This window comes from Ignavibacteria bacterium (genome assembly GCA_017302895.1).
GTDB lineage: Bacteria > Bacteroidota > Ignavibacteria > Ignavibacteriales > Ignavibacteriaceae > UTCHB3.
In genome coordinates this window covers 339,521-365,125 of the sequence record JAFLBV010000001.1, presented here as the reverse complement: position 1 = coordinate 365,125, position 25,605 = coordinate 339,521, and the positions used below count along the sequence as shown (strand labels likewise).

The following is a 25,605-nucleotide window of genomic DNA, read 5'->3' as shown; positions in this document are numbered from 1 at the left end:
TTATTTCTTGGGGAGGGTTAAATCACCGGGAATTCCCATCAGCGGATATTCTTTCCGGAGAGGATGGTATTCATATTCTTCGGGCATATACATTCTTCTAAGATCCGGATGACCGTCAAATTTGATTCCGTACATATCATAAGTTTCCCGCTCATACCAGTTTGCTGATTTCCAGACTGATGTTACAGTATTGATATGTGCTTCATGCTCTTCCACATCACATGCAAGGCGAAGGCGGAATCTGTTTTCGATCGAGTAGATATGGTAGACCACTGTGAATCTTCCCTTTTTCTTTGCCCAGTCGACAGCAGTTACATCTTCACACATTTCGAAGTGAAGTTCAGGGTGATTTTTAAGGAATTCGCAGACCGGAATGATCAGCGCCTTGTCAAACTTTATCTTAAGATCTCCCCTGAAATCCGTGGTTTCGAACTTTGTTTCGGGGAATCTTTCCTCAAGAAGTCTGAGGATATTCTCTTTAATTTCCATTTACTTTCACAGGCTCCAAAAGTGGTATATCTTGAAATTCTCTGGCTTTTGTGTGTTTTATTTTATCCTGAATGAGCATAAGAGCGTTCAACAGGTTGTCGGGTCTTGGCGGACATCCGGCAAGATAAAGATCGACAGGGAGAAACTGATCGATACCCTGAACAACAGGATATGAACGGTACATTCCACCGGTGGAAGTACAAACACCCATTGCAATTACCCATTTGGGATCGGGCATCTGATCATAAATTTTCTTGACAACATGCGACATCTTATATGTTACAGTTCCTGCAACTATCATCAAATCACACTGTCTTGGTGTAAAACGCATCACTTCAGAACCAAACCTGGCGATGTCATATTTAGGTCCACCTACTGCCATCATCTCGATGCCGCAGCAGGAAATTCCCATCGGCATAGGCCAAACGGAACTTTCTCTTGCCCAGCCAACTATGGCATCAATGGTGGTCGTTATAAAACCATCATTCATCAATTTCGCTTCTAATCCCATCTAAAACCTCCTTTTTTGTAAGCATACAAGAAACCAAGCTCAAAAACAACTAAAAATATAAACATCGAAACGAAGACGGAAATTCCAATTTCTTTGAACAGGGAGATAAATTTGACCGCCCAGGGATAAACAAAAATCACTTCGAGGTCAAAAATGATGAAGAGCATTGCGACAACATAATATTTAACCGAAACCCTCTCCTCTGTGGAGCCGATCGGTTTCATTCCACTCTCGTAAGGCGACATTTTCACTTTTGTGGGCCTTTGGGGTCCGAACAGCTTCGACGAAGCCACCACGGCTACGGCAAAGACCACAGCGAAACCTAAAACTACAATTAATGGAATATAATTTTCAAGCATTATTTATCCGGCAATTATTTCTTAAAACTCAAACTTTAAATTTATTATAATTTTTCAATATAGTCAATTTTTAATTTGATTATTGATAAATCTCGTAACTTTTTTGTAATTTTACGGGACAATTACACGGGAGAATTATGGACATTCAATTTATTGGCGCCGCCGGAACTGTTACCGGTTCAAATCATCTTCTTAGAACAGCAGCCGGGAAAATTGTTCTCGATTGTGGTATGTTTCAAGGTAAGAGAAAAGAGGCTTTTGAATTAAACAGAACATTCGATTTTTACAATCCTAAAGATATTGATGCAGTAATTTTGTCTCATGCACATATCGACCATGCAGGTAACCTGCCAAATCTCGTAAAAAAGGGCTTCAGAGGACCAATTTACTGCACACACGCTACGAAAGACCTCTGCGAGATCATGCTTGCAGATTCAGCTCATATCCAGCAAAAAGATACTGAATTCGTTAACAAAAAGAGGGCCAGACAAGGAAAAAACCTTTTCGAACCTCTTTATACGCAGGAGGATGTTGATGAGACTCTTCAACTAATGCAGGGCGTTAATTATCATCAGGAGTTTGAAGTTATTCCGGGAGTTACTGCCTCATTTTACGATGCCGGTCATATCCTCGGAAGTGCCGTCACTTATCTCAAGATTATCGAAAATGGAAAACTAATTGAACTCGGTTTTTCTGGTGATCTCGGGCGACCGAACATGCCAATTCTTCGCGACCCGGAGATAATTCCGGATGTCGATTATTTTATCTGTGAAAGCACTTACGGTGGCAGATTCCATGAAGACTTCGATATGTCTGAAGCCAAAGTTGTTGAAGTGATAAAGCGGGCAATTGAAAGGAGAGGAAAGATAATCACCCCTGCTTTCAGTCTCGGTAGAACTCAGGAACTGGTATATCTTCTGCATACAATTTTTGAAAAAGGTTTGGTGCCCAACATCCCTGTTTATGTTGACTCTCCCCTCTCCTTCAATGCAACTGCTGTGTTTAGAAGGCACACCGAGTGTTACGATCTCGAAACTTCAGCTCACATCCTGCAGAATGAAGACCCTCTGGGTTTCAACAAATTAACCTATATAACCGAGGTTGAGGAATCGAAGAGGCTGAATGACAGAGAGGGTCCGATGATGATTATCTCTGCATCAGGTATGGCAGAGTCCGGAAGAATTCTGCATCATCTTGCCAACAATATCGAAAACCCGAACAACATCATAATGATGACGGGATACTGTGCAGAACACACTCTTGGCAAGCGAATTATTGAACGAAATCCTGAAATAAACATTTTTGGAGAGCCCTACAAGTTGAAAGCGGAAGTGGTGGTTTTCAACTCACTTTCTGCACATGCTGATTCTGATGAACTTATCTACTATGTGAATAAATTCAGCCGTGAAAAAATGAAGGAGATTTTCCTTGTCCATGGTGAACCCGACCAGCAGGAGAAGTTTGCGAATCGCCTCACTCTGAACCACTTCAAATCAGTGAAGATTCCGAAAAAAGGAGAGTATTTTACTCTAAAATAAAAAAACAGTTTAACTGTCTATTTAACAGGCTGTTTTAGGCAGCCTGTTATTTAAAGGAATTTGTATGAAGCTTGAACATATAACAAAAATTATTTTATCAGCTATCCTTTTAATTCATGGCTTAATCCATCTTATGGGATTTGTGAAAGGATTTGGCTTTGCTGAAGTACCCCAAATTACTGAATCGATATGGAAACAGGAAGGGGTTTTCTGGCTTATTGTCACACTTCTCTTCGGGGTCTCTACCATTTTGTATCTAACCGGAAACCGGAACTGGTGGTTGGTGTGCGGAATTGCGGTAATCATCTCGCAGATACTGATATTTAACAACTGGCAGTCGGCAAAGTATGGCACTGTGTTAAATATCATCATTCTACTGCCCGTTATTGCTCACTTTGGGATGTGGAACTTTGAGAACAAATTCATCAATGATTATGATGAAAACATAAAAAGAGTTGCATTACAAAAATCTGATATTCTCTCAGAGAATGACATTCTCCACCTTCCCGTTCCGGTTCAGAAGTACCTCCACTACACAGGAGTTGTCGGAAAAGAGAAAGTAAAATCTGTCCGGATTGTATTCGAAGGTCAGATGAGAGATAAGGGGAAGGAATGGTTCACTTTCAGGTCGGAGCAATACAACTTTTTTGATGACCCGACACGCCTTTTCTTTATGAAAGGTGAAATGTTTGGTCTGACCGTACCCGGATATCACAAATATTCAAAAGAGAAGGCTTCCATGGATGTGCGGCTCTTTGGATTCTTTACGGTCATGGGTGTTGATGGCGAAATTATGAATAAGGCGGAAACCGTTACCTTGTTTAACGACATGTGTTTAATGGCTCCGGCTTCACTTATCGATAAAAGAATAAAATGGGAGGAAATCGACACGCTTTCAACTAAAGCAACTTTTAAAAATGGAAATATCACCATCTCTGCCACCTTGATTTTTAACTCCGAAGGACAATTGATAAATTTTGTCTCTGACGACAGATACGCTGTTTCAGATATGAAAAGTTACAGATTCTCCACTCCCCTACAGGAATATATAAAGATAAACGGAGTTAATGTTCTTTCGAGAGGTGAGGCAGTGTGGCACTATCCTGACGGAGAATTTACATACGGAGTATTCAACCTTGTTGATATCGAATATAATCCCGGTTTGAAGTAAGGCGGTCTGAGGTTCGAGTATCCGTTTTTACCCGTTATTCGGGCTTTAAATCTCGTCAAAATCTGTTATTTTGAAATGCTGATTTATACAAATTGCGGATTTAACCATCTTACTAAAATCGCCACCAGTTCTGTTTTTTTTATTCCTGCTGATACTACCCTTTTCAGGGTGTGAGCAGGTTACACCTCTTTCGCCCTACGATTCGGGATTGCCTCCTGCCGTTCCCGAGAACCTGAGGGTGGTTACGGCGACTGATGGAGTTATCATTCTTCGTTGGTGGGAGAACATTGACCCTGAATACTCTTCCTACAAGCTTTACAGGGGGTTAAATGATTCTGTTAATCTTGTTATGTATAAAGAACTTCGCACCAATTTTTTCAGGGATGAGGGATTGTTTTACGATTCCACTTACTATTACGCAGTGTCAGCAGTTGGAAGAAACGGAAAGGAGAGCAGAAAAGCATTTTTCCCCGGTACCAAACCCGTTAACAACTCAGACCCCGTGCTCCCCTTCATAATTAATGTCAGACCTGTAAATTTTGAAGGAAGATTACTCGTATCTTTTGAATGGAGCAGGGATGAAAATCCCGATCTTAAGGGACTCGAGGTCTACAGATCAACAATTGCCGGATTCGTCCCTTCGCAAAACGATTTTGTACTTCTTTTGGATGATTCAAATGATACCGATTCCCTTGCCCTCTCCCACTCGGTCAACTATTACTATAGATTCAGGACAGCCGACAAAGGTGGAAGATACAGCGGGTTTTCAAAAGATTATCCGGCGTTTCTATATCCACAATCAGAAAAACTCTTTCCACTGAATGGAGCCATACTTCCCTTGTTCGATGTGTTTTCTGTCAAGTCTCTCGCCTACGATCTCGAATATGAAATTATCGTTTACGAGTCGCCTGTAATCAATGAAATCTGGAGGTCAAACAGATACAGAAAAGCAGAACAAGGTGAGCTTTTTATTCCTTTTACCGCTTACTCCTTGGTTCTCAATAAAAAATATTACTGGAGGGTTGCTGTTTATCTTCCCGGATCAACAAATGCTGTCTATTGGTCAGACTTCTCATCATTCCAAATTTCTCAGTTCAATTGAACCGGCATCTGATCATTCTCCTTCTTTTGGCTCTATTCCCTGCTTCACTGTTCGGTCAGTATGAAGGTGATTCAACGGGCTCGTATATTTTCCCTCTTTCGAAACAAAATTCGATTTCTACAGTATTCAACAAGGAATTGAGCATTTACTCTCTTGTTACTAATATTGAGTATACGACATCCCTTGGCGGACTTAACCTCAGACTAAATGAAAATCTGAATTCCTCACTTCTGAAATACTCGGGTTCGAATACAACAAGAGATGAAAATGTTCTGAAGCTCTCGGGTGACTACAGATTCAACAACTGGTTTAATCCCGGTGCACTTGTCAGCAGCAAAATATACAGTGACTCACGAACGAGTGATATCAACACCGCAGCTTCGAACTATGGGATGCTGTATAATCGCTTACTGGTTGAAAATCTGTTGGATATACTTCCCTTTGCGGGCTACATTGAGGATGTGCAGTCCGGCATCTCAAACAACGGAGGCATCTACGGTATTCAGGCAGGGATGGACAAGACGCAGCTCTCCGAATTCCTCATCGGGGGAAATTTTATTTTCAGAAATGAAGATATTAGTCCCAGGAAAAACACATTGAGAGAATTCCGAACCACAATTGAAAATTTTCTTGACCCGGGAATCCAAAACCGTTTTGCATTTAACTATCACGAATCGGGAAGGGATTTTTTCTTCGATGCTGATTCAACCCTCAAACCGCTCTTTGCTATTGAGAAGAACCTGCAGCGAAGGAATGACAGACAAATAGCCTTTTCCGATGAATTCATGTACAGCGATGTGGTGCAAAATACCTCTGTTAATTTTCGACTCAATTTTTCCGATCGAATTGTCGAACGAACAACAAAATACAAACTTCCCGGCGACCGCTTCCCAACCTCCTTTGACTCGCAAATTGAGGAATTGAAATTTGATCTTGGTGGCGGTATAAATTATCTCTCGGAGATTCTTGATTTGAAACTGTTTGCGAGTTATGCAGAAAGAAATGAAAAATTTCTCCTGATTAATCCATCGGATGCAAATTCCGACTACTTCGAACAGAAACAGAAGAATGAAGGAGTGAAGAACAACATAGCCTCACAAGTGTTTCTCTCTTTTACCGGTGCCTTTCTTATAAGTCCATACGACAGAGTGGATTTAACAGTTTCACATTTCAAACTAAGATACGACACTCCATCGATCGAGAACTTTGACGAAAGAGATGAATTGTTATCCCAGTTCCGAACCCGCTACACCAGGGTTCTAAACTCAAATCTTTCTGTCTTTGCCGGGTTTGACTTCTCTTACGGTAAACTGGTTTACATCCTTGCAGCCCGGAGCTCGAATAATAACACTAACAGAATTTTTAGACTAAATACGGGCTACAGCTACAACTCTGCCGCAGTAAGAAATTACGGGACTTTCGAAATAATAGCCAATTATCTCGTCTATGATTTTGAAGACCTGAATCCGGGATTTAAAAGTTTCAGTTTTAGACAAATTTCTTTGGTTGATTCCGCCTCCATTTCGATTTCCAAAGACTTTCAATTTGAATTCACAGGTTTCTACAAGTTGAGTGAACAAGGTGACTTGAGGTGGAGTGAATACAAAATCAAACCAAGCCGTGAGATAAGGGAACTCCTCTTGCTGCCCGCACTTGTTACAAATTTTGGGAATTATTCCTTCAAAGTAGGTCTGAGATATTACTCATATAATTCTGATATTATATTAAACGGAGTAAACAAGGAGGAAAATTTTTATTCCGGGATTGCCCCGTTAACAGAAATCAGCGCGCTGTTTTACAACTCTTTTTTGCTCTCAATAAAGGGCTGGTACGAGAGAATCGATTCAAAAGGAAACGACCGACGCTATTTAACCACTTTAAATATGAATGTGAAGTGGTTTTTATGATTTTCCGGCTTGAAATAAATTAATTTTTTACTATTTTGCAATAAAAAAAACAGAGTTAGTGGAAACAAAAAAGTTTTTTCTGGAATTACAAAGCATCCCCGACAATCTTTACACTGTCGAGGAGTTTCTTCTTAAAATTGCCGAGGAAATGGCAATAGAGGAAGACAAACTTTATGGTATTATGCTCTCAGTTTCTGAAGCAACTACCAATGCCATATTCCATGCCAACAAGCAAAACCCGGATAAAACCGTCACCATTAACATCACTGTTTCAGATGGACTTTTTGTCGTCTCAATAAAAGATCAGGGACCCGGATTTAATCCCACTTCAATACCTGACCCCACAAAACCCGAGAACCTGCTTAAAGATTCCGGAAGAGGCCTCTTCCTCATGAGAATCTACTCAAAGTCACTCAGTTTCAACCCCTCCCCTCTCGGAACCGAAACCGTTCTCGAATTCGAAATATAACTCACCCAAAAATTCAAAATTGATATCTCACACCCCTTAAATAAAAAAGCCCCCCATTTTCATGAGAGGCTTTAAATTATTTTTGGATTAAGATTACGATTTCGCCATTAATGACGGCTAAATCATAACTCACAACTACTTAACAAGTATCATCTTCTTAACTGAGGAGAACTTGTCAGCCTGAATTTTGTAGATGTATGTACCTGAAGACATTCCGTACTTCACAGCATCCATATCAACAAAATGATATCCGGCATTCATGAAACCTGAAACGAGAGTTGCAATCTTCTGACCGGAAATGTCAAATACCTCGAGGGTAACATTTGCGGCTGTTGGGATTGCGAAATTGATCCTTGTTGTCGGGTTAAATGGATTTGGATAGTTCTGGCTTAAATCGAATGCAGTCGGTATTCCAACTTCAACTTCAACTGCGTCAAATGTCTGGGTAGAACCATCAAAATCAACTTGTTTTAGTCTGTAGGAATATTTTCCTGCTGTAAGATTCTTCTCCGAGAATGAATAAGTTTTGGTTGTGGTAGAGGTTCCGGCAGCTTTAACTGTTCCGGCTTCTGTCCACTCACTACCCGCTGTTTTTCTCTCAACGATAAACTGATTCGAGTTTGTCTCAGTAGCTGTTGACCATGCAAGATTAACATTGTTTTTATCAGCGGTTACTGTAAATGATGTCAGTTCAACAGGAACGATTGTAACAACCTGAGCCTGATTTGAGTAAGCAGAGCTGATTTGTCCGTTGAAGGCTTTGATTCTGTATGTGTACGATGTTGAACCCTGAATCGAGGAATCCCTTACAGAGGTCGCACCTGCAATGAGGGTTTTGATAACAGAATAAGCATTCACGCTTGTTGAGTCACCATCTTTACGCTCAAGGTAGAAACCTTCTTCGTTACCTGAATTGTCTGTCCATGTCAGTTGAACATAGAAAGGATTGTTACTTGTAGCTGCAAGATTTGAAGGGGCGTTTACTTCATTTGTGAACTCTTCTGCACCAATGTCAGGTGTATTTGCATTTCTGAAGTTACCATAGAAATCGGTTGTAACACCTGCAATCGGAAGTGCACCGGCGTTAGCCTGGGTTGGCATGCCTGTGTTGATTCTTGGATTTACAGGAGCTGCGTAGCTCTGGAATGGCACTTTCTCAGTTACTGCAAATGTATCTCTTGGAGTTACATAAGCTTTGTAATCAGCAAGGGTTACATAGTCAAGGGCTGCGTTGTAAGCTATCACATCAAGAACCTGTGCTGTATCAGCATAAAGCAGGTTGTTGTTTGTGGTTGCAGCAAGTTTCAGGAAGTTTGTTCCCGATGAGGCAAAGAGAACAGAATTTCTTCCTGTACCTGATTGTGTCATGTTCACAAGAATATTATTTCTTAAGTCAAGAACACCGTTACCAAAGTTTCCCCAAAAGAGGTTTGTTGAATGGGTGGCTGCAAGAGTTGGAGCAGTATTACCATCGAGAAGTACTGTATTGTAGTAAACTTCATAAGTAACCGGTCCGGCTGTAGCCTGAAGGTTCATTCCATGAAGTGCGGGACCTGTTGCAGTACCTGATGCAGTGGAACGAGGCGCTCTGAGATCATAAATATAACAATTCTGTATTCTGGTAACATTTGCACCGGTTGCGAAACCGTTGTTCATCTGAAGACCAAAAGCTCTACCGGTAGTGCTGCCATTGCTGTAAATGTCTTTAATGGAGCATTTATCAATAAGCAATGTTGAATTTAGACCCAATTGCTGAATGTCCATACCGACTGCAAGACTGGTGGTTGGTGTAGTTCCATCTGACCAGATGCCTTCTATACTTACATTTCTGATAACAACATTACCTGAGACATGATCTGTGGCAGAGTTGGCCGGATTCAATCTGATACCATAAACACTGTTTGTAACCATGACTGAAGCTTTGATATTGGATATCTTTACATTTTCAATTAGCGGGTTAAATTGAGCATTCATCTCGATAGTTCTGATATCGGCTGCTGCACCTGCATTGACATTAACATTTCTGAATTCGCAGAAATTGCCATCAGTACCGATAATTCTGTTGCCTCTGTCAGGATTGGTAACGCCCTGGAAACCATACATTTGTACAGCAGCTCTCCAGAAATCTTCGATGATACAATTCTGAATTGTGTTGTAACTGTTCGCACCCAGGGTATCAGTAGCGTTAGTTCCCAATGTTCCGAGTCTGATACCAATTGCTCCGGCATTTGGCTGGCCGTTCATTGCATTAAGATCGATAGAAACATTTTTAATTGTATTGTATTTCGCACCAATGAATGTTGCGACACCTGACACAGGGTAAACAGCATTACGCATCAGAACACCCATGTTGAATTTGGTTCTGGTTGTCAGGTTGTTCAGGTTGTCAACCAACTGAAGACCTTCAATGGTTACATATTGAGCACCTTCGAGTCTGATAATAGCATCACCTGATGCTGCACCCGGAGATGTGGTTGAATAACTTCCGTTAAGTGGAGAAAGCACCACAGTACCTGAACCAACAAGTTTAATTGTATTAGTTGACGAGGTTCCTGCAACATCTATAAGATGAAAAATGTCATCATATGTGCCTGAATTAACCGTAAGTGTAACAGGACCCGAAACACCATTTCTATTTAAAAACATTGCTGCAGCACTAAGTGTTGCAAAGTTTCCACCACTACCAACAGTATAGTTGCCGGAGAGAGGATTGGGTGTTGTCGGTGTAAAAGTAAAAACGGTTCCTGAATCAGGAAAAGCAGCCACGCCGTTAAATTCCTGACCCATGGACTGATGGAATACTCGTGCACCCGCGATTCCACCGATATTGATCGAAAAGAATTGACCCGTTGCCTGGCTTGCAGTCAGAATCGTGGTTGAGTTCGACATTCCAATTGATGCAGTAGGAATAGTAGTTGAAGTAGGTACAACGAAACCGCCATACACATACTCAATGATATTTGTAGTCTCATAGAGTTTGACCATGAAATTTGAATTTGGGTCAACATTATTGTATGGGAAGTGCATTAATTTCCACTCAACAGTCAGGATTCTGTTAGGAGCATCTCCTGTAACCTGGTAGGTTACTTTAGAGGAATCCGAGGCTTTTAAATCATCCCACAACGGTGCCAGAATGCTTCTGAGAGTACCGTTTAATGCGTTAGAAAATGTGGAATTTGCAAGACCTGATCCAAATCTAAAAAAACCATTCGTCGATACCTGGAATGTATCGCGGGCTACTCCGGCGTATGTAAAAGGAAATCCTATAAGAACAGGAGCTGAATATCCATCGTCTGCGGTACCTGTCCATGTGAATTGAGAACCGGCAGTATTACCCTCATAAGCTGCGGTAGCCCTGCCGAAATTATACTGCATTTGTGCAAAAGCAAAACTTGATGCTATACTCAAAAACAGTAAGACTGTAACAAGTTTTTTCATAACTCGTTCCTTATTTATTTGATTGTAGTGAATAATTAAATTAATCGTTTCTATGACATGCAAATTAATCATTATTTAGCTTATATCAAGTGATTTAAACAAAAAAAGCTGCCCCATTTCTGAGACAGCTTAATTTTCTTCTTGGTATTAGGTATTAGGCATCAGGTATTATTTTACATACCTCATACTTCATACTTCCTACTTATTTCATCAGAATCATCTTCTTTGTTGAAGTAAACTGACCTGCCGATAATTTATAGAGATAAATACCGGAGGAAAGTCCAAACTTCTGTGCATCGATGTCTGCTGAATGATAACCTGCAGTCAGGTAACCTGAGATTACAGTAGCTACCTTCTGACCCGAGATATCAAAGACTTCGAGAGTAACATTCGATGCTGTTGGCAGCGAGAAGTTAACTCTGGTGCTTGGATTGAACGGGTTAGGATAGTTCTGACTCAGATCAAATGTTGCGGGTGTTCCGACTTCAACTTCAACTGCTGCGAAAGTAGTGGAAGTTCCGTCAAGATCAACCTGTTTCAGTCTGTAGGAATATTTGCCTGAGGCAACATTCTTATCGACGAACGAGTATGCTCTTGGTGAAGTGGTGGTACCTGCAGCTTTTACTGAACCTGCTGATTCCCAGTTTCCGGTGTTTGCTTTTCTTTCAACCACAAATTCCGAAGAATTGGTTTCAGTTGCAGTTGCCCAGCTAAGATTCACATTTGAACCAGTGGCAGTTGCAGTGAAAGAAGTCAATTCAACAGGAACGGTATTCAATAGCTTGTAAGCACCGAAACCGTTGTTCGTCGAAAGAACGAAAACGGTGATGGAATTGTCAGAATTAAACATGTAAGCAACATCACCTGTTCCGTTCGCGTTGGAGTTGGCGCCGAGTGTAGTTGATTTACCATACAAGGTACCGAGTTTTGGATTACCATCAGGAACCTGAGCGATAAATCCATTCTCATTTCCTGCACCATGTGCGAATGTAACTACATATTCATTTGTTGCTCTGGATACACTTCCAAGAAATTGAATCGAGTTGGAGCCCGTTCCGATAATGGAACCGGGGATGGTATCGATGATTGTACCTGTTGAAGTGTATTTCATAACATTTTTGCCGCCGGCATTATAGTAGAACGAACCGTCAGGAAGCGGAGCCACTGAGGCTGATCCACCAAAAGCACCGTTGCTAAGTGTAATAATCTCTGGAATGTTGCTAAAAGCACCATTACTCATAGAGAATTTATAGACTTTTGCATTCGAAGCATCGGCTGCCCAGAGAACTGCTGTGTTGTTGTAGAAGTTTCCGGTAACTCTGAATTTGTCTCCAATTCTGATAGCTGGTGTGTTTGCGGGAGTCATATATGAAAGTGCCAAAACAGGGGTAGCTGTCAGACTGTTCCACATATATACTCTGTATTCGGCACCGGCAGTTGAACCGACAACATTGGAAGCAAGAATTTTACCGTCATATGTAACTTCGATGTCATTTATCACGATAAGACCGCCTGCAATTATGGCATCCATTGTCAGTGAACCGGCGTCAGCACCTGTAGCAGGATCGACGACTTTAACGCTGTTTCCGCCATTTCTTGAAACAACAAGGAGTCTTCCGACTTTACTTCCCGTTCCATCATCAACCATACCATAAGCAAATCCTCTTTCATTGTTCGTAGTCGAGAACCATGAAGGAAGTGATGCTTGTGCAGCGGATTTTTCCCACAATGTGCTGTAGACCGGTGGTGGTGGAGGTGTATAAGGTACACCCACAGAACGCATAGTCCATGCATAAGGTGTGGATGAAAGTACCAATGGCAACCAAACAGATCCGCCATCGGATGACAGGAAGCTTCTTCCCGGTTTAGGAATTGTACCTGTGTGAGCACCCATCGGGAATTGGATTGCAGCAACGAATGAAATACTAACCCAGAAATCGCTTCCGTTAAGGAATGTCGGAGCGTCATTTCCAAGTGGAAGTGTCACGAGCTGAGTTGCGGCACCACCGTTAATGTAGTTGATACCGGCAAATTTCTTCGAATAAAGGAGAGCACCAGGAGCAAGTGTATCAACACCGGCAGCCCATACTTTCACTTCGATCGAATCGGGAGCGTTTTCATTTCTGTAAATCGCATCTATGTTTGCAAGTCTCATGTTTCTGTCAGCGGTAAAACGAACTCCTGCCGTCAGCGGGAGATTATTTGTTCCGAAACCGACAGATGTTAGAGGGTTGTTTTCTGCATCATCGTTTTTGAGAACTATTGCTGAATCCGGATAAACGCGGATTTTATGATTGTAGAGAGAATCATTTGATGAAACGGAATCACCCGCCGATGTTACAAACGACAGCACGGAGAAAGTTCCTCTTGCTGTTGGGGTAAACTGGAACGGTACATTTTCTATCTCTCCAATAGTTCCGATACCGGGTCTGTTCACAGGTGCAGCACTGGTTCCATCGAATGATGCATTTACTGTAAATGCAGGCCCTGTGCTTCCGAGTCTCTTTATTGTTGACTGGATGTATACAGGAAGAAGTCCGGCCAGTTCGGTTGTAAGTATGTCTGATTTAATCAGCGAACTGTTATTTACATTCGAAGCAGCTCTTCCGGTATTCTTCATGTCGAGCTGAAGTGTAGGATTTTTCTTCGACATATTGAATGATTTGAAACCTTCTCCCTGACCGGTAGTCTGGGTTAGGCCAACAACAGCATAATCAACAATTCTTGGAGCTGAGATGGTGATATCATCAACATCAAGATTCCATTGATCTGCTATCGAATATGCCTGGAATCCAAAGTAATAGACTCCTGTTGCAGGCGCAGTGAAGAAAACAGCATTGTTTTCATAGACAGTATTGATAATGTTCGGGTGATCTGCGAGAACTGTTGTTAAACTGTCTGCAGTCTGTGCGCCTTTACCTACAAGAACTTTTAATTTCTCGGGGTAAGCATTGGAAGCGGCCTTAAACCAGTATGACAATTGGAGTGATTGACCGGCCGTCATCTGGACCCCGGGTGAAATCATCCAGTCGTTACCAGGAGTTGTTCCGTTATATGTATAACGCATATGACCGAGACCGGTTCTTGGTGAAGCAGTTGCTCTCGTCCATGTGGTACCACCGTTTTTATCTTCTCTTACCCATCCTGTTGGCGGGAAAGCGACATCTTCAAAACCCTGGAAATAAGGGAATGAAGTAATTGTCCAAGGATTAACTGTGAGAACACCACTTACATTGGTGGTTCCATCCCAGAATCCACCGCCACCTGAACTGTAACCTCCGTAACGGAAAGGTCCGCCCAGGTATTCATATCTGTAGGCGTAATAGTAGGTTCCGGGTGCAAGAGTTTTTCCGATGGAAGCCATGAACTCATCGTTATTACCTGACTGAACATTGAAAGTTGCTTGTGTCCAGTTAGGCCACGTTGATGGATCTGTGTTTGTAGCACTAACACCAACCCATGCCTTCAAGCCAAATGCCTGACCCGTAGAGTCAGTCACACCGGCTTTATAAGCCTGACCGTAAACGGTAACTGAGTCACCTGCGGTGATGGTTGCAGTTGCGGGCCATTGCAGGTTACCCCAATCAATGGCTACTACAGGAGGAGTTCCCATGAACCAGTCATCAAAATCAGAGTAGAAATCGGCTGTATTTAATCTTGTGCCATCTATCTTTACCTGGATATTTTGACCGGCATAAGCGCTCAGATTCCAAGATTTTTGGACATAGTTGGTATCTGGATTGTGATTATGGGCTCCTATTGAATCAACAACGGTGAATGATCCACCATAGTTGGTTGACACTGAAATCCAAATCTTGAAATCAGAAGCAGGAGTAGCTGTAGCTGTACCGGTGCCGTATCCGCTAAAATTCACTGCTCTGTATTTAAATCTCAGAACTGAAGAGGCAGTTGCAGAGAAAAATGGAGTTGTGAACAGACCGGTCATATTGGTTGATGTACCATAAAGATTCTTGGTGAGTCTCTTTGACCAGCCAACTCCTCCACCAGCTACAACGGTGTAATTGCCTGTCCAGTTTGCAGGAATTGTACCTGTGGAAGTATCAAAATTTTGTACTACTTCATTAAGTACGAAAGGAGTTACAGCGGTACCTGTGAGTTTATAGTAAAAATCACTCGCTGTTGCATCATTCGTTACGAATCTTATCGAATCACTGTATGCACCCGCACCTGTTGGTGTCCATGTCAGAATAAGATTGAATGACTGTCCGTTTGGAACATTCAACGAGGTTGAATTCGCTGTTATTCCTGTTGGCAAAGTCAATGTAGCTGTAAGAGGTACGCCACCTGTATTGCTGACGACAACTGTTTTTTGCATGTTGCCACCAACATAGGTTGTTCCAAATGCAGTAGTTGTTGGATTCAATCCAATAACTGCAACCTGTGGAACAGGTTCAATGAGAATATCATCAAGACCAAAACCATAAGCAGAGAATGTACCGTTGGTTTTATCTCTCCATCTCATTCTGAAATTGTTTCCTGCATATGCGCTCAGATCAAAAATTGCTTCTTCATAAGCAGCCATTGAGCTGGCTCTCGACATAAACCCAAGGGTGGTCCATGTCGAACCGTTATTGGTTGATACTTCAAAAAATGTTGTATCCTGACCAATTACGGCAGTAATATCATCATCTTTCCACCAGAATTTAACCCTGTGCCCTGCAGGAAGCTGAATTTTAGGTGAAGTAAGGTTACCAAATGTTAAACCGGCCTGAGTGGTCGGAATATAATTGTAGAGGTATCTGGCGGCATAATTGGTCCTGGATTCAGTACCTCTGTCAATAAAATTACCAGACCAGCCGTTACCGGTGATTAAACCATTGCTAAAATCATAGGTATAAGGGAAAGTAGTAACAGTATTTGTCTCAGGTAATCCATTAAAGAAGTATTTATACGCAGCGATACCATTGTTTGTCGCAAGTACATAAAAAGTCACTTCTCCTGAACCAAGCAACATCGCAACATCACCTGTTCCATTAGCGTTAGCAGTAGTACCTATACTCGGGGTATAGTCAAGAACCAGGTGTTGTGTGCTGTACTGGTTGGTTACATCTATCAAACGAATTCCATTTTGTGGATTTCCTGTGTAGAGATAAATGGCAATGTACTTCCGTCCGTTCATCGTAAAGTAACGAAGAGCATTGGATCCTGTGTTCCCAACTGCATTCGCACTTAAAGAGTCTATTACAGTTCCATCAGCATTGAATCTTCTGCCCTGTGAACCGTTTGACTTGTAAACGAATTCCGATAAACCGGCTGTTAGAGGATATACTACTGGAGTTGAACCGGGCGATGTGGTTGAAACACCTGTAAGTGTTATTGAATCTTGTAAATAGGTAGTACCGTTGTCTGCGGTTGTCCACTTGTAAACCTTGTTGGTGGTTGAAGTGGCAGCATATATTACAAGTGAATTGTTATTCGTGGAACCAACTACTGTAAACTTGTCACCAAGTCTTGCAGCAGGAGTTGATGAAGAAATGATATTTACCGGCACTGCCGCATCATTCGCCCATCTGTAAATTTTGAATGCCGAAGTTGTGGCAGTAACAACAAGGTTGCAGGCATAGATTGCTCCATCTGCATCCACTTCAACATCAGCAATTGCTGCTCCAGAACCACCGGAGACGCCTGTCATGTCAAGAACGCCAACAGAATCTCCCGTAGCAGCATCCAGAACAAGCACTCTGGTCCCGTATTTAGTTGTTGAAACATAAATTTTACCATTGCCGTAAGCAAGGCCACGCTCTGAGTTAGCGGTGCCAAACCACGCCGGAAGAGAGGCGAGCTTTGCACCCTTCTCCCAAAGTGTCGTCCGGTATTGTGCTTGCGATTGATTTATTCCTAGAATCAGGAATAAAGCAATCATCCAGGCACTAACCGTAAAAGTAAGTTTATTTCGCATAAACCACCTGTCTTTAATGAATGATTGATTGATGAAATTTTCCGGATAACTGTTGTCAGCAACCCGTATGTACCTCTTCAAAAATGAATTCGAAGAGGAAAAAAATTATGATATCACAACTTTCTTCATCCTCAAGGTAAACATTTTCCCTGAACTAAAAAAAGCAAAAAGGGAAGGATAATTATAAGTTCAATTATACTAATTATGCCTTCTTCAACTCACCGGAAACCTGTTCGAAAACTGCATCCACGAGCGAGTCGTAATTATGTCCTTCGGGATAAACAGGTTTGTGAAACTTTACTTTGATCTTTTTCCAGGGTCTCGGGACGAAACTCCCTCTTGGCAATGCATCAATTGCACCATCAATTGAAACAGGAACCACCGGGACATTCTTCTCGTGAGCAAGAATGGCAAAAGCCTTCTTAAACTCTCCCAAGGCACCTGTGCGGGTTCTCGTACCTTCAGGGAAAATTATGATGTTTTTCCCTTTTTCGAGCAGTGACGCAAGTTTTTGCAATGACTCTTTCAAATCTTTGTTTATATCCATCACAACTACATTATTCCTGTTCGCAAGAGCCTTCAGGAACTTACCTTTCACATGCTTCTCTTTGGCATAGAAATATGTGTTTTTAAAAATGGAATTTTTAATGAACATCGAAACAAACAGTCCGTCAAAGAAGCTTTGATGATTTGGTGCGAGAATAAACGGACCTGAAGGAAGATTTTCGAGACCCTCACCTTTTATTCTGAAATAAAGCTTGAACAGAACCTTGGAGGAGTTTTTGAACAGATTTTGAGTAAACCAGCTTTTTGGAAGCTTAAGGTCAACTTTTTCCTTGAAAATCTCCGACCATTTTACGGTTTCAACACTGATTTTCGCTTTGTTCTCTTTCATGAAACGGGAGAGTTTTTCAACGGTCGGATGATGGACAAAAATGTCCTCTTTTACCTTGATACCGAAAGTTGATTCGAGAAAGACATGAAAATTGACTTTGTCAAGACTGTCGAGAGCAAGATCCATTTCGAAATGATCATCAGCATAAACAGCGGTTTTCTTCTGTTCTGTCAGATAATCTCTGATCACAATGAATTCTTCGAATTCAGGTTGCGGCTTTTTATCGACTGCCTTGTCTCGTGAGGTATCCGCTACCATTGAAGCAATTTTAAACCGTTGTATTTTACCAAGTCTTGTCTTTGGAAGTTCTTCCTTAAACAAAACAAATTTGGCAATCTTTTTTGACGGGTGTGAATTTTTGTTGTATTTGTCGATCACTTCCCATCTGAAAGTTTCTTCATAGTTGTGGATTTCTTTTTCAGCGAGTTTTTTGAAATTCGGGAAGATTGCTACGGCAATATTATCGTTTTCAGCATAGGCAGCAACTTCAGACACATAATCAGAGGTTTCTTTCAACTTTCCCTCTATCTCCTCGGGCGAAATATTTTTCCCGTTTGAGAGGATTATTATCTCTTTCGATCTTCCGGTGATGTGGATGTACCCTTCCTCATCGAGGTGACCTAAATCTCCTGTCCTCAACCATCCGTCCTGAAGCACTTCGGCTGTTGCCTCGGGTTTGTTGTAGTAGCCCTTCATCACATTTCTGCCTCTGACGAAAATCTCACCGTCACGGGTTTCAAGTTCAACACCCTGAAGCAACTCGCCTGCTGAACCGATTTTCCATCTGCCTGGTCTGGTGAATGTGATCATTGGTGCACATTCTGTCATACCGTAGCCCTCAAGCATCTCGAATCCGAGCGTCTTGTAATCAGATGCAACTTCCTCATTGAGTTTTGCTCCACCACAAACCATAAATTCAACTTTGCCCCCAAACTTTCTGTGGACAGTACCAAATATCTTTTTGGAAAAACTTCTTGAATTCACTTTTTTTGCCAGTGCAAAGAGGGCTCTTGCCACAGGACTTTTCTTAATCTTGTCCATTATCCCCTTGCGAATGGCTTCATATAACCTGGGAACTCCGATGATGATAGCAATTCCATTGTTTTGAAGTGTCGCAATAATATCCTCTGAAACCATTGAAGGCGAAAAGGCAAGTGTCCCACCTGAATAGATCGGTGCGATGAATGAACCTAAAAGGGGAAGGATGTGATGCATTGGCAAAAGAGCAAGTGTGTTTCGTTCCGGTGTGTATATCGGTACACTTTCACAGACTCCTTCAAGATTCTTCAAAATATTTTCGAATGAAAGCATCACTCCCTTCGGGTTTCCTGTCGTGCCTGAAGTGTAGGTTATCACCGCAGTTTTATCGTGATCATCCTGAATAAAATCCTGAGCTGTAAATTTCTCAAAATCGCCGGTCAGTTCTTCAAAAACCACTACTTTCGGTTTGTATTGGAGAGATTCTTCAATTTTCGAAAAATTTTCACGAAACTCTTCCGGAATAAAAACCACCTCGGGTCTTGAATCATTGAGAATGTATGAAACTTCCGAAGGCTGTGACATAAAGTCAATCGGGACAGCGGTTGCATTATTCAACCAGGCGGAGAAAAATGCAAAAGTCCACTCAGGGCGATTTGGTGAATAAATCGCAACTTTATCTGCTTTGATTTCAGAGTAAAGAGAAGCATAGTACTGTGACTGCTGAAAGAATTCCTGATACGAAATTTTTCGGTCTTTCCAGATTATTGCTGTCTTGTTTCTTATGGTAAATTTCAATCTAATCTCCGTTTATTTTTCAATCTTTAAAATACGGAAAATCCTGCAATCAGTTACGACTTGTTTTTCCGACATAAAAAAAAGCTGCCTCCTCACAGAAGCAGCTTGGAAAATAAAACGACAATCTATTTTTTGATAATTCGCATCTTATAAAAAGATCTCCAGACAAAATAAAGGGCGATGGCAAAAAACAACAATCCCACAAGAGGTGCGGTATCTCTAAAACTCTCTTCAATGGCAATTTCCATTGCAAGGAGTCCAAAGAGAGTTGTAAACTTAATTACCGGATTAAGTGCCACGGAGGATGTATCTTTAAATGGATCTCCGACTGTATCCCCTACTACAGTTGCATCGTGAAGCGGGGTTCCCTTCTCTTTGAGGACAACTTCCACATATTTTTTTGCATTATCCCAGGCTCCTCCGGCATTTGCCATAAACACTGCCTGCGAAAGCCCAAAAATAGCAATGGAAATAAGAAAACTGACAAAGAAGGCGACGGGCTCTTTCGCTCCGTGCGCGGGAGCGGATAGAAATGCAAAAGCCAAGGCGAAACTGAAAACAGCGACAAAGATATTGAACATTCCGCTCTGAGCATACTGAGTACAGATTTTAACAACCTCTTTCGAAGTCTCAATTGATGCACTCTTCTCTGCAGAATCTCCAAGCTTGATGTTTTTCTTAATATACTCCACCGCTCTGTAAGCCCCGGTAGTAACAGCCTGAGTTGATGCTCCTGTAAACCAGTAAACCACAGCACCTCCCGCAATCAACCCAAAGATAGTGTAAGGATTCAGCAGGTTCAGAAGTGCTTCGGGCTCAATACCAAGTGACTTTTTGATGACAAGAATCAGTGAGAATATCATTGTTGTAGCACCAACCACCGCTGTACCAATCAGTACAGGTTTTGCGGTTGCCTTGAATGTGTTGCCCGCACCGTCATTCTCTTCGAGATAGTGTTTCGCTTTTTCGAAATCGGGTTTGAATCCGAAATCGCGCTCAATGTCTCTTGAGGCATTTTTATCTTCTTCAATGAGTGAAAGTTCATAAATCGATTGAGCGTTGTCGGTAACGGGACCGTAACTGTCAACCGCGATGGTAACAGGTCCCATTCCCAGCATACCAAATGCAACAAGTCCGAATGCAAAGATTGCCTGATAAGCCATCATACCTTCGGGAATGTACTGAGAGAAGTAGAAAGAGGAATACATGAGAACAATGAAGAGTATTCCTTTCCAGAATGCACTGAAGTTTCCGGCTACAAATCCTGAGAGAATATTCAATGACGGTCCGCCCTCTTTCGATGCAGCTACAATTTCAGCCACATGCTTGGATTTCGTGCTGGTAAAAATCTTGGTAAATTCAGGAATAAGAGCAGCACCAAGCGTCCCGCAACTTATAATGGCTGACAAGGTTAACCATAAATCGTTAGGGAGATGTCCTATTTGAATTTTGCTAACGATGAATGTTACGATGATTGATAGTATCGAAGTGATCCATACAAGATTAGTGAGAGGCTTTTCGAAGTCGATATCATCGCTATTACCGTAGAGGAGACTGCTTAGTGCCCGGTTCAAGCCGAAGGCAACTACTGATGTCACAATCATGAGTATTCTCATGACAAATATCCAGGTCAACAAATCCTTTTGATGTTCCACTGAGCCAACGGCAAGCACTATGAAGCTGATGAGGGCAACTCCGGTAACTCCGTAGGTTTCAAAACCATCCGCTGTGGGTCCAACACTGTCTCCCGCATTGTCCCCGGTACAGTCAGCGATTACACCCGGATTTCTGGGGTCATCTTCTTTTATCTTGAACTCAATCTTCATAAGATCACTGCCAATATCTGCGATCTTTGTAAAAATTCCTCCGGCAATTCTTAATGCGCTTGCTCCGAGTGATTCACCAATTGCGAATCCGATGAAACTCGCTCCGGCAAGTGTGCTCGGAACAAAAAGAAGGATAATGAGCATCATTACAAGCTCAACACAGATCAACATCACACCGATACTCATCCCCGAATCGAGAGGAATGTTGAGTAATTTGATTGGTTTACGCTCCAGTGAGGCAAACGCCATTCTGGAGTTGGCCAGGGTGTTCATCCTTATACCAAACCATGCAACGCTGTAAGAACCGAGAATTCCAATCACAGTCCAGCCTAAAATGAAAAGGACATTACCCACACCGTTTCCTTGAAGGAAGCCAAAGTAGAAAGCAACACAAACTGCGATGAATGCAAAGAGAATGGCAAGGAACTTTCCTTGCTGAACAAGGTAGGTTTTGCTGGTCTCAAAAATCACCTGTGCGATGTCAAGCATCGATTTGTGAGCTTTCAGTTTTTTGACCTTCAGGTACTGATATATACCAAAAGCCAGTCCCGCCACGCAAACCACCAAACCATAGTATAAAAGTATGGTTTGATTGTCATTCAAAGCGGGAATTTTCAGATCTGCTTCGCTTGCGAACAAATCGACAGACAAGAACAGAAAAGAAAAAGCGAAAAGTAGTTTTTTGAACATGACTCCTCAATTTGAGTTGTTTATTAATGAATAAATTATCAAGTTATTGCAGTTATATCAGTACAAAATCGCTGTTGCGGGTGGGGTAAAAAACAATGGACTAAATTACTACAAATTCTTCATACTGTCAAAATAATTTAAAGATTTTTTTTGCATTCGGTGTTTACTTGACTATATTTGTAATCTGTTAAAAATGTTTTTTTACAAACCATAAAGGACCGCAATGTTTGCAGTTGTAGATATAGCAGGACAGCAGTTTAAAGTTTTAGAACAGGAGAAACATTATGTTCCCCTTCTAAACGCTGAGCCTGAAAGTGAAGTAGTATTCGATAATGTATTGCTTTACTCAGACGATGCCGGCGTAAAAGTTGGCAAGCCGTATGTGGACGGCTTAAAAGTTACCGCAAAAGTTCTGAGCCATGTTCAAGATGATAAAGTTCTCGTTTTCAAGAAAAAGAGACGCAAAGACTATGACAAGCTCAATGGACACAGACAGCAACTTACCAGAATTGAAATTTTAAAAATCGGATAAGGAGTTAGTAAATGGCACATAAAAAAGGACAAGGATCGACCAAGAACGGTAGAGACAGTAATGCCCAGAGATTGGGAGTGAAAGCTTTCGGCGGTCAATTCGTTGAAGCAGGCTCCATAATCGTCCGCCAGAGAGGCACTAAATTCCATCCGGGACTTAATGTTGGCAAAGGCAAAGATGACACTCTGTTTGCTCTCACAGATGGAACGGTTCAATTCAGAGCCCGGGCAAACGACCGTCAGTTTATCTCCATAATACCTCCAACTGAATAGTTTAAGAGGCTATAATGAAAAAAATCACCGTGGTAGGCGCCGGAAATGTCGGTGCAACTGCAGCTCAGAGGATTGCTGAAAAACACCTCGCAGAGAATGTTGTTCTGCTTGATGTTATTGAAGGAATTCCACAAGGTAAAGCCCTCGACATGTGGGAAAGTGCCCCAGTTGAGGATTTTGACAGCTCCGTAATTGGTACTAACGATTATAAAGATACAGCCGGATCAGATATCATTGTGATAACAGCCGGTCTTGCAAGAAAACCCGGTATGACCCGCGATGACCTTCTGATGAAAAACGCAGAAATTGTCAAGTCAGTTACCGAACAGATTGTTCCGGGGTCGCCGAATTCAGTCATTGTTGTTGTTTCCAACCCCCTCGATGTAATGACCTGGGTTTCCATGAAAACAAGTGGTTTCCCAAAACACCGCGTGGTTGGTATGGCAGGAATTCTTGATTCAGCCCGTTTCCGTCTTTTTATTGCTAAAGAGCTAAATGTATCTGTTATGGATGTGCAGGCTCTCGTTCTTGGTGGTCATGGTGATTCAATGGTTCCCCTCGTAAGATACTCAACAGTTTCAGGTATTCCCATTAGTGAACTCCTTCCGGCTGAGCGAATTGCTCAACTCGTTGACAGAGCTCGTAACGGGGGTATTGAGATAGTTAACTACCTTAAAACAGGCAGCGCATACTATGCTCCTTCTTCTTCAGCAGTTGAAATGGTTGACGCCATTGTGAAAAACAGGCAGAGAATCCTCCCCTGTGCTGCTTATCTCGAAGGTGAATATGGTCTTGATGGCATGTATGTTGGTGTTCCTGTTCAACTGGGAAGTAACGGTATTGAAAAAATCATCGAACTTAAATTGACGGATAGTGAACTTGAAGAACTTCACCGCTCTGCCAACGATGTGAAAGCTAATATCGCTAAACTCAGTTTGTAAGGTGACTGCTTCCTGCAAATCAGTTGATTAATAAATTTAAAACCCTCCGTCAGAAATGGTGAAGGGTTTTTCTATTTTAAATAACAGGCAACTTGAAGTTATGATTGAAACCATTAAAAATCTTTCCGATCTGAAATTAAAGCTGAGTATTATTGTTATCGCGGCTGTTTTGTTCCTTCCATTTCTGGGGAGTGTACATCTGTTTGATTGGGACGAAATCAATTTTGCTGAAGCTTCCCGGGAGATGATCGAAACGGGTGACTGGTTACGCGTCCACATCGATTATGAACCATTCTACGAAAAACCTCCTCTTTTCTTCTGGGTTCAGGTAATCTCGATGAAAATCTTTGGCATCAATGAATTTGGCGCAAGATTTCCAAATGCAATCATCGGCATCATTACACTTCTGTTGCTCTATTCCTTCGGTAAGAGACTGTTCGACAGGTCATTTGGTTTGTTATGGGTGGTTGCCTATGCAGGTTCAATCCTTCCCTACTTCTACTTCAGGTCCGGTATCCTCGATCCCCTCTTCAATCTGTTCATGTTTATTTCAGCGTGGTACATATTTCGTTTTTTTGATGATGAAGAGGGAAAGAACTACAATTACCTCTATGCAGGTTTCTTTTCCGGACTTGCGATTCTAGTAAAGGGACCCGTCGGGTTACTTCTTCCCGGACTGTCGTTCATCATATTTAACCTGATTACGATAAAAAAATTCAGATTCAAAATCATTCAGATGCTCCTTTTCGGAGTTGTCGCAATTCTTACAGCAGGTGTCTGGTTCGGTGTCGAATTGTCTGTGAATGGTCCTGTTTTTCTCGAAGCTTTTTTCAAATACCAGATCAGGCTGCTTACGACCGGCGATGCAGGATTCAGCGGTCCGATCTACTATCATTTGGTTGTAGTTCTTATTGGTTGTTTCCCTGCTTCTCTTTTTATTTTCAATTCATTTAAAAAGCAGGATTCACTGACGGACGGACAGAAAAATTTCAAACTGGTGATGTTGATTCTGCTCGCAGTGGTAATGATAATTTTTTCAGTCGTCAAAACAAAAATTGTGCATTACTCATCTCTCTCCTACTACCCAGTGACTTTTCTTGGCGCACTTGTTTTGTATGAGATTGTGAATGAGAGACTCACAAATTTCAAATGGACGAAAATTGCAATCGTCATAACCGGGGTTTTTATCGGATTACTTATCTCTGCTCTTGCAATGATCGGAATTTTCAAAGAGGATATCATCCCTTATGTGCAGGATGAATTTGTAAGGGCAAACCTTCAGGCAGATTCCCTGTGGTACGGTTATGAACCTGTGATTGGACTATTGCTCGTCGGAACGACAATTTTCGCTGTAATCCTTTTCAACAAAAGAAAGCCAATGCGCGGAATTTTGTTCCTTTTTGGTGGGACCGCTCTCACACTTTCTCTGATGTTGCCTCTTATGTTACCACAAATCGAAAATTATGTACAAGGTGCACCGGTCGGATTTTATGAATCGCTTCAGGGGAAGGATGTCTATGTGAAAGCTGTTGGATTCCGGAGTTATGCTGATATCTACTACAGTAAAAAGGAGAAGAAAAACAGTGCATCCGGGATTGGAATATTACACAAAGACATCGAAGATTTCTTGATAAATGGTGACATAAAGAAGCCTGCCTATTTCGTGACAAAGATTAATGAACGCGACAAGTGGACAAAAATCCACAATCTCAAGGTTCTTTACGAGAAAAACGGGTTTATTTTTTTACAGAGGAGAGAAAAACCGTAGA

The 25,605-nt window shown here is 41.7% G+C and carries 16 protein-coding genes; 9 read left to right on the top strand and 7 right to left on the bottom strand.

Annotation, left to right across the window (positions count from 1 at the left end; genetic code table 11):
• Genes J0L60_01395 through J0L60_01385 form a run of 3 tightly spaced genes read right to left on the bottom strand, consistent with a single transcriptional unit; the run spans position 1 to position 1,359 of the window.
• Positions 1–489 (bottom strand): NADH-quinone oxidoreductase subunit C, encoded by a 489-nt coding sequence (locus tag J0L60_01395; GenBank protein MBN8544760.1) that lies wholly within the window; start codon positions 487–489, stop codon positions 1–3.
• Complete coding sequence (gene nuoB / locus J0L60_01390; GenBank protein MBN8544759.1) at positions 479–1,000, bottom strand: NADH-quinone oxidoreductase subunit NuoB; 522 nt, start codon at positions 998–1,000, stop codon at positions 479–481. Before nuoB ends, J0L60_01395 begins: the two co-directional genes overlap by 11 nt.
• Positions 991–1,359 carry an NADH-quinone oxidoreductase subunit A gene (locus tag J0L60_01385; protein MBN8544758.1) on the bottom strand — a complete coding sequence of 123 codons (369 nt, stop codon included), beginning with the start codon at positions 1,357–1,359 and terminating at the stop codon, positions 991–993. Before J0L60_01385 ends, nuoB begins: the two co-directional genes overlap by 10 nt.
• Before the next feature lie 137 nt (positions 1,360–1,496).
• On the opposite strand from J0L60_01385, the gene J0L60_01380 reads away from it, so the two are divergent.
• The 5 genes from J0L60_01380 to J0L60_01360 all read left to right on the top strand — a co-directional run bounded on the left by J0L60_01380 (position 1,497) and on the right by J0L60_01360 (position 7,546).
• Entirely contained in the window at positions 1,497–2,897 is a 1,401-nt protein-coding gene (locus tag J0L60_01380; GenBank protein MBN8544757.1) for an MBL fold metallo-hydrolase, read from the top strand.
• 79 nt (positions 2,898–2,976) lie between these two features.
• Positions 2,977–4,068: a hypothetical protein gene (locus J0L60_01375; protein MBN8544756.1), complete on the top strand. Its 1,092-nt coding sequence runs from the start codon at positions 2,977–2,979 to the stop codon at positions 4,066–4,068.
• A 208-nt stretch (positions 4,069–4,276) separates the two neighbouring features.
• Entirely contained in the window at positions 4,277–5,170 is an 894-nt protein-coding gene (locus J0L60_01370; GenBank protein MBN8544755.1) for a fibronectin type III domain-containing protein, read from the top strand.
• Complete coding sequence (locus tag J0L60_01365) at positions 5,128–7,077, top strand: hypothetical protein (GenBank protein ID MBN8544754.1); 1,950 nt, start codon at positions 5,128–5,130, stop codon at positions 7,075–7,077. The genes J0L60_01370 and J0L60_01365 overlap by 43 nt, the downstream gene beginning before the upstream one ends.
• Before the next feature lie 58 nt (positions 7,078–7,135).
• The gene (locus J0L60_01360) at positions 7,136–7,546 is read left to right on the top strand and encodes an ATP-binding protein (protein MBN8544753.1); all 411 of its coding nucleotides are present in this window, start codon (positions 7,136–7,138) and stop codon (positions 7,544–7,546) included.
• 135 nt (positions 7,547–7,681) lie between these two features.
• On the opposite strand, the gene J0L60_01355 is transcribed toward J0L60_01360, so the two are convergent.
• The 4 genes from J0L60_01355 to J0L60_01340 all read right to left on the bottom strand — a co-directional run bounded on the left by J0L60_01355 (position 7,682) and on the right by J0L60_01340 (position 22,091).
• A complete protein-coding gene (locus J0L60_01355; protein ID MBN8544752.1) occupies positions 7,682–10,984 on the bottom strand; it encodes a T9SS type A sorting domain-containing protein in 3,303 nt (1,100 codons plus the stop codon).
• A 202-nt stretch (positions 10,985–11,186) separates the two neighbouring features.
• The gene (locus J0L60_01350) at positions 11,187–16,904 is read right to left on the bottom strand and encodes a choice-of-anchor J domain-containing protein (GenBank protein ID MBN8544751.1); all 5,718 of its coding nucleotides are present in this window, start codon (positions 16,902–16,904) and stop codon (positions 11,187–11,189) included.
• A 202-nt stretch (positions 16,905–17,106) separates the two neighbouring features.
• A complete protein-coding gene (locus J0L60_01345; protein MBN8544750.1) occupies positions 17,107–19,563 on the bottom strand; it encodes an AMP-binding protein in 2,457 nt (818 codons plus the stop codon).
• A gap of 137 nt (positions 19,564–19,700) precedes the next feature.
• Positions 19,701–22,091 carry a sodium-translocating pyrophosphatase gene (locus tag J0L60_01340; GenBank protein ID MBN8544749.1) on the bottom strand — a complete coding sequence of 797 codons (2,391 nt, stop codon included), beginning with the start codon at positions 22,089–22,091 and terminating at the stop codon, positions 19,701–19,703.
• A 223-nt stretch (positions 22,092–22,314) separates the two neighbouring features.
• Between J0L60_01340 and rplU the strand changes: the two genes are divergently transcribed.
• The 4 genes from rplU (at position 22,315) to J0L60_01320 (ending at position 25,604) form a co-directional block, all read left to right on the top strand.
• Complete coding sequence (gene rplU / locus J0L60_01335) at positions 22,315–22,623, top strand: 50S ribosomal protein L21 (GenBank protein ID MBN8544748.1); 309 nt, start codon at positions 22,315–22,317, stop codon at positions 22,621–22,623.
• 11 nt (positions 22,624–22,634) lie between these two features.
• On the top strand, positions 22,635–22,895 hold the full coding sequence (gene rpmA, locus J0L60_01330; protein ID MBN8544747.1) for a 50S ribosomal protein L27: 261 nt from the start codon (positions 22,635–22,637) through the stop codon (positions 22,893–22,895).
• A 14-nt stretch (positions 22,896–22,909) separates the two neighbouring features.
• Positions 22,910–23,836, top strand: coding sequence for a malate dehydrogenase (gene mdh, locus J0L60_01325; protein MBN8544746.1), 927 nt, complete (start codon positions 22,910–22,912; stop codon positions 23,834–23,836).
• Between the two features lie 100 nt (positions 23,837–23,936).
• The gene (locus J0L60_01320) at positions 23,937–25,604 is read left to right on the top strand and encodes a glycosyltransferase family 39 protein (GenBank protein ID MBN8544745.1); all 1,668 of its coding nucleotides are present in this window, start codon (positions 23,937–23,939) and stop codon (positions 25,602–25,604) included.
• Position 25,605 lies beyond the last annotated feature (1 nt).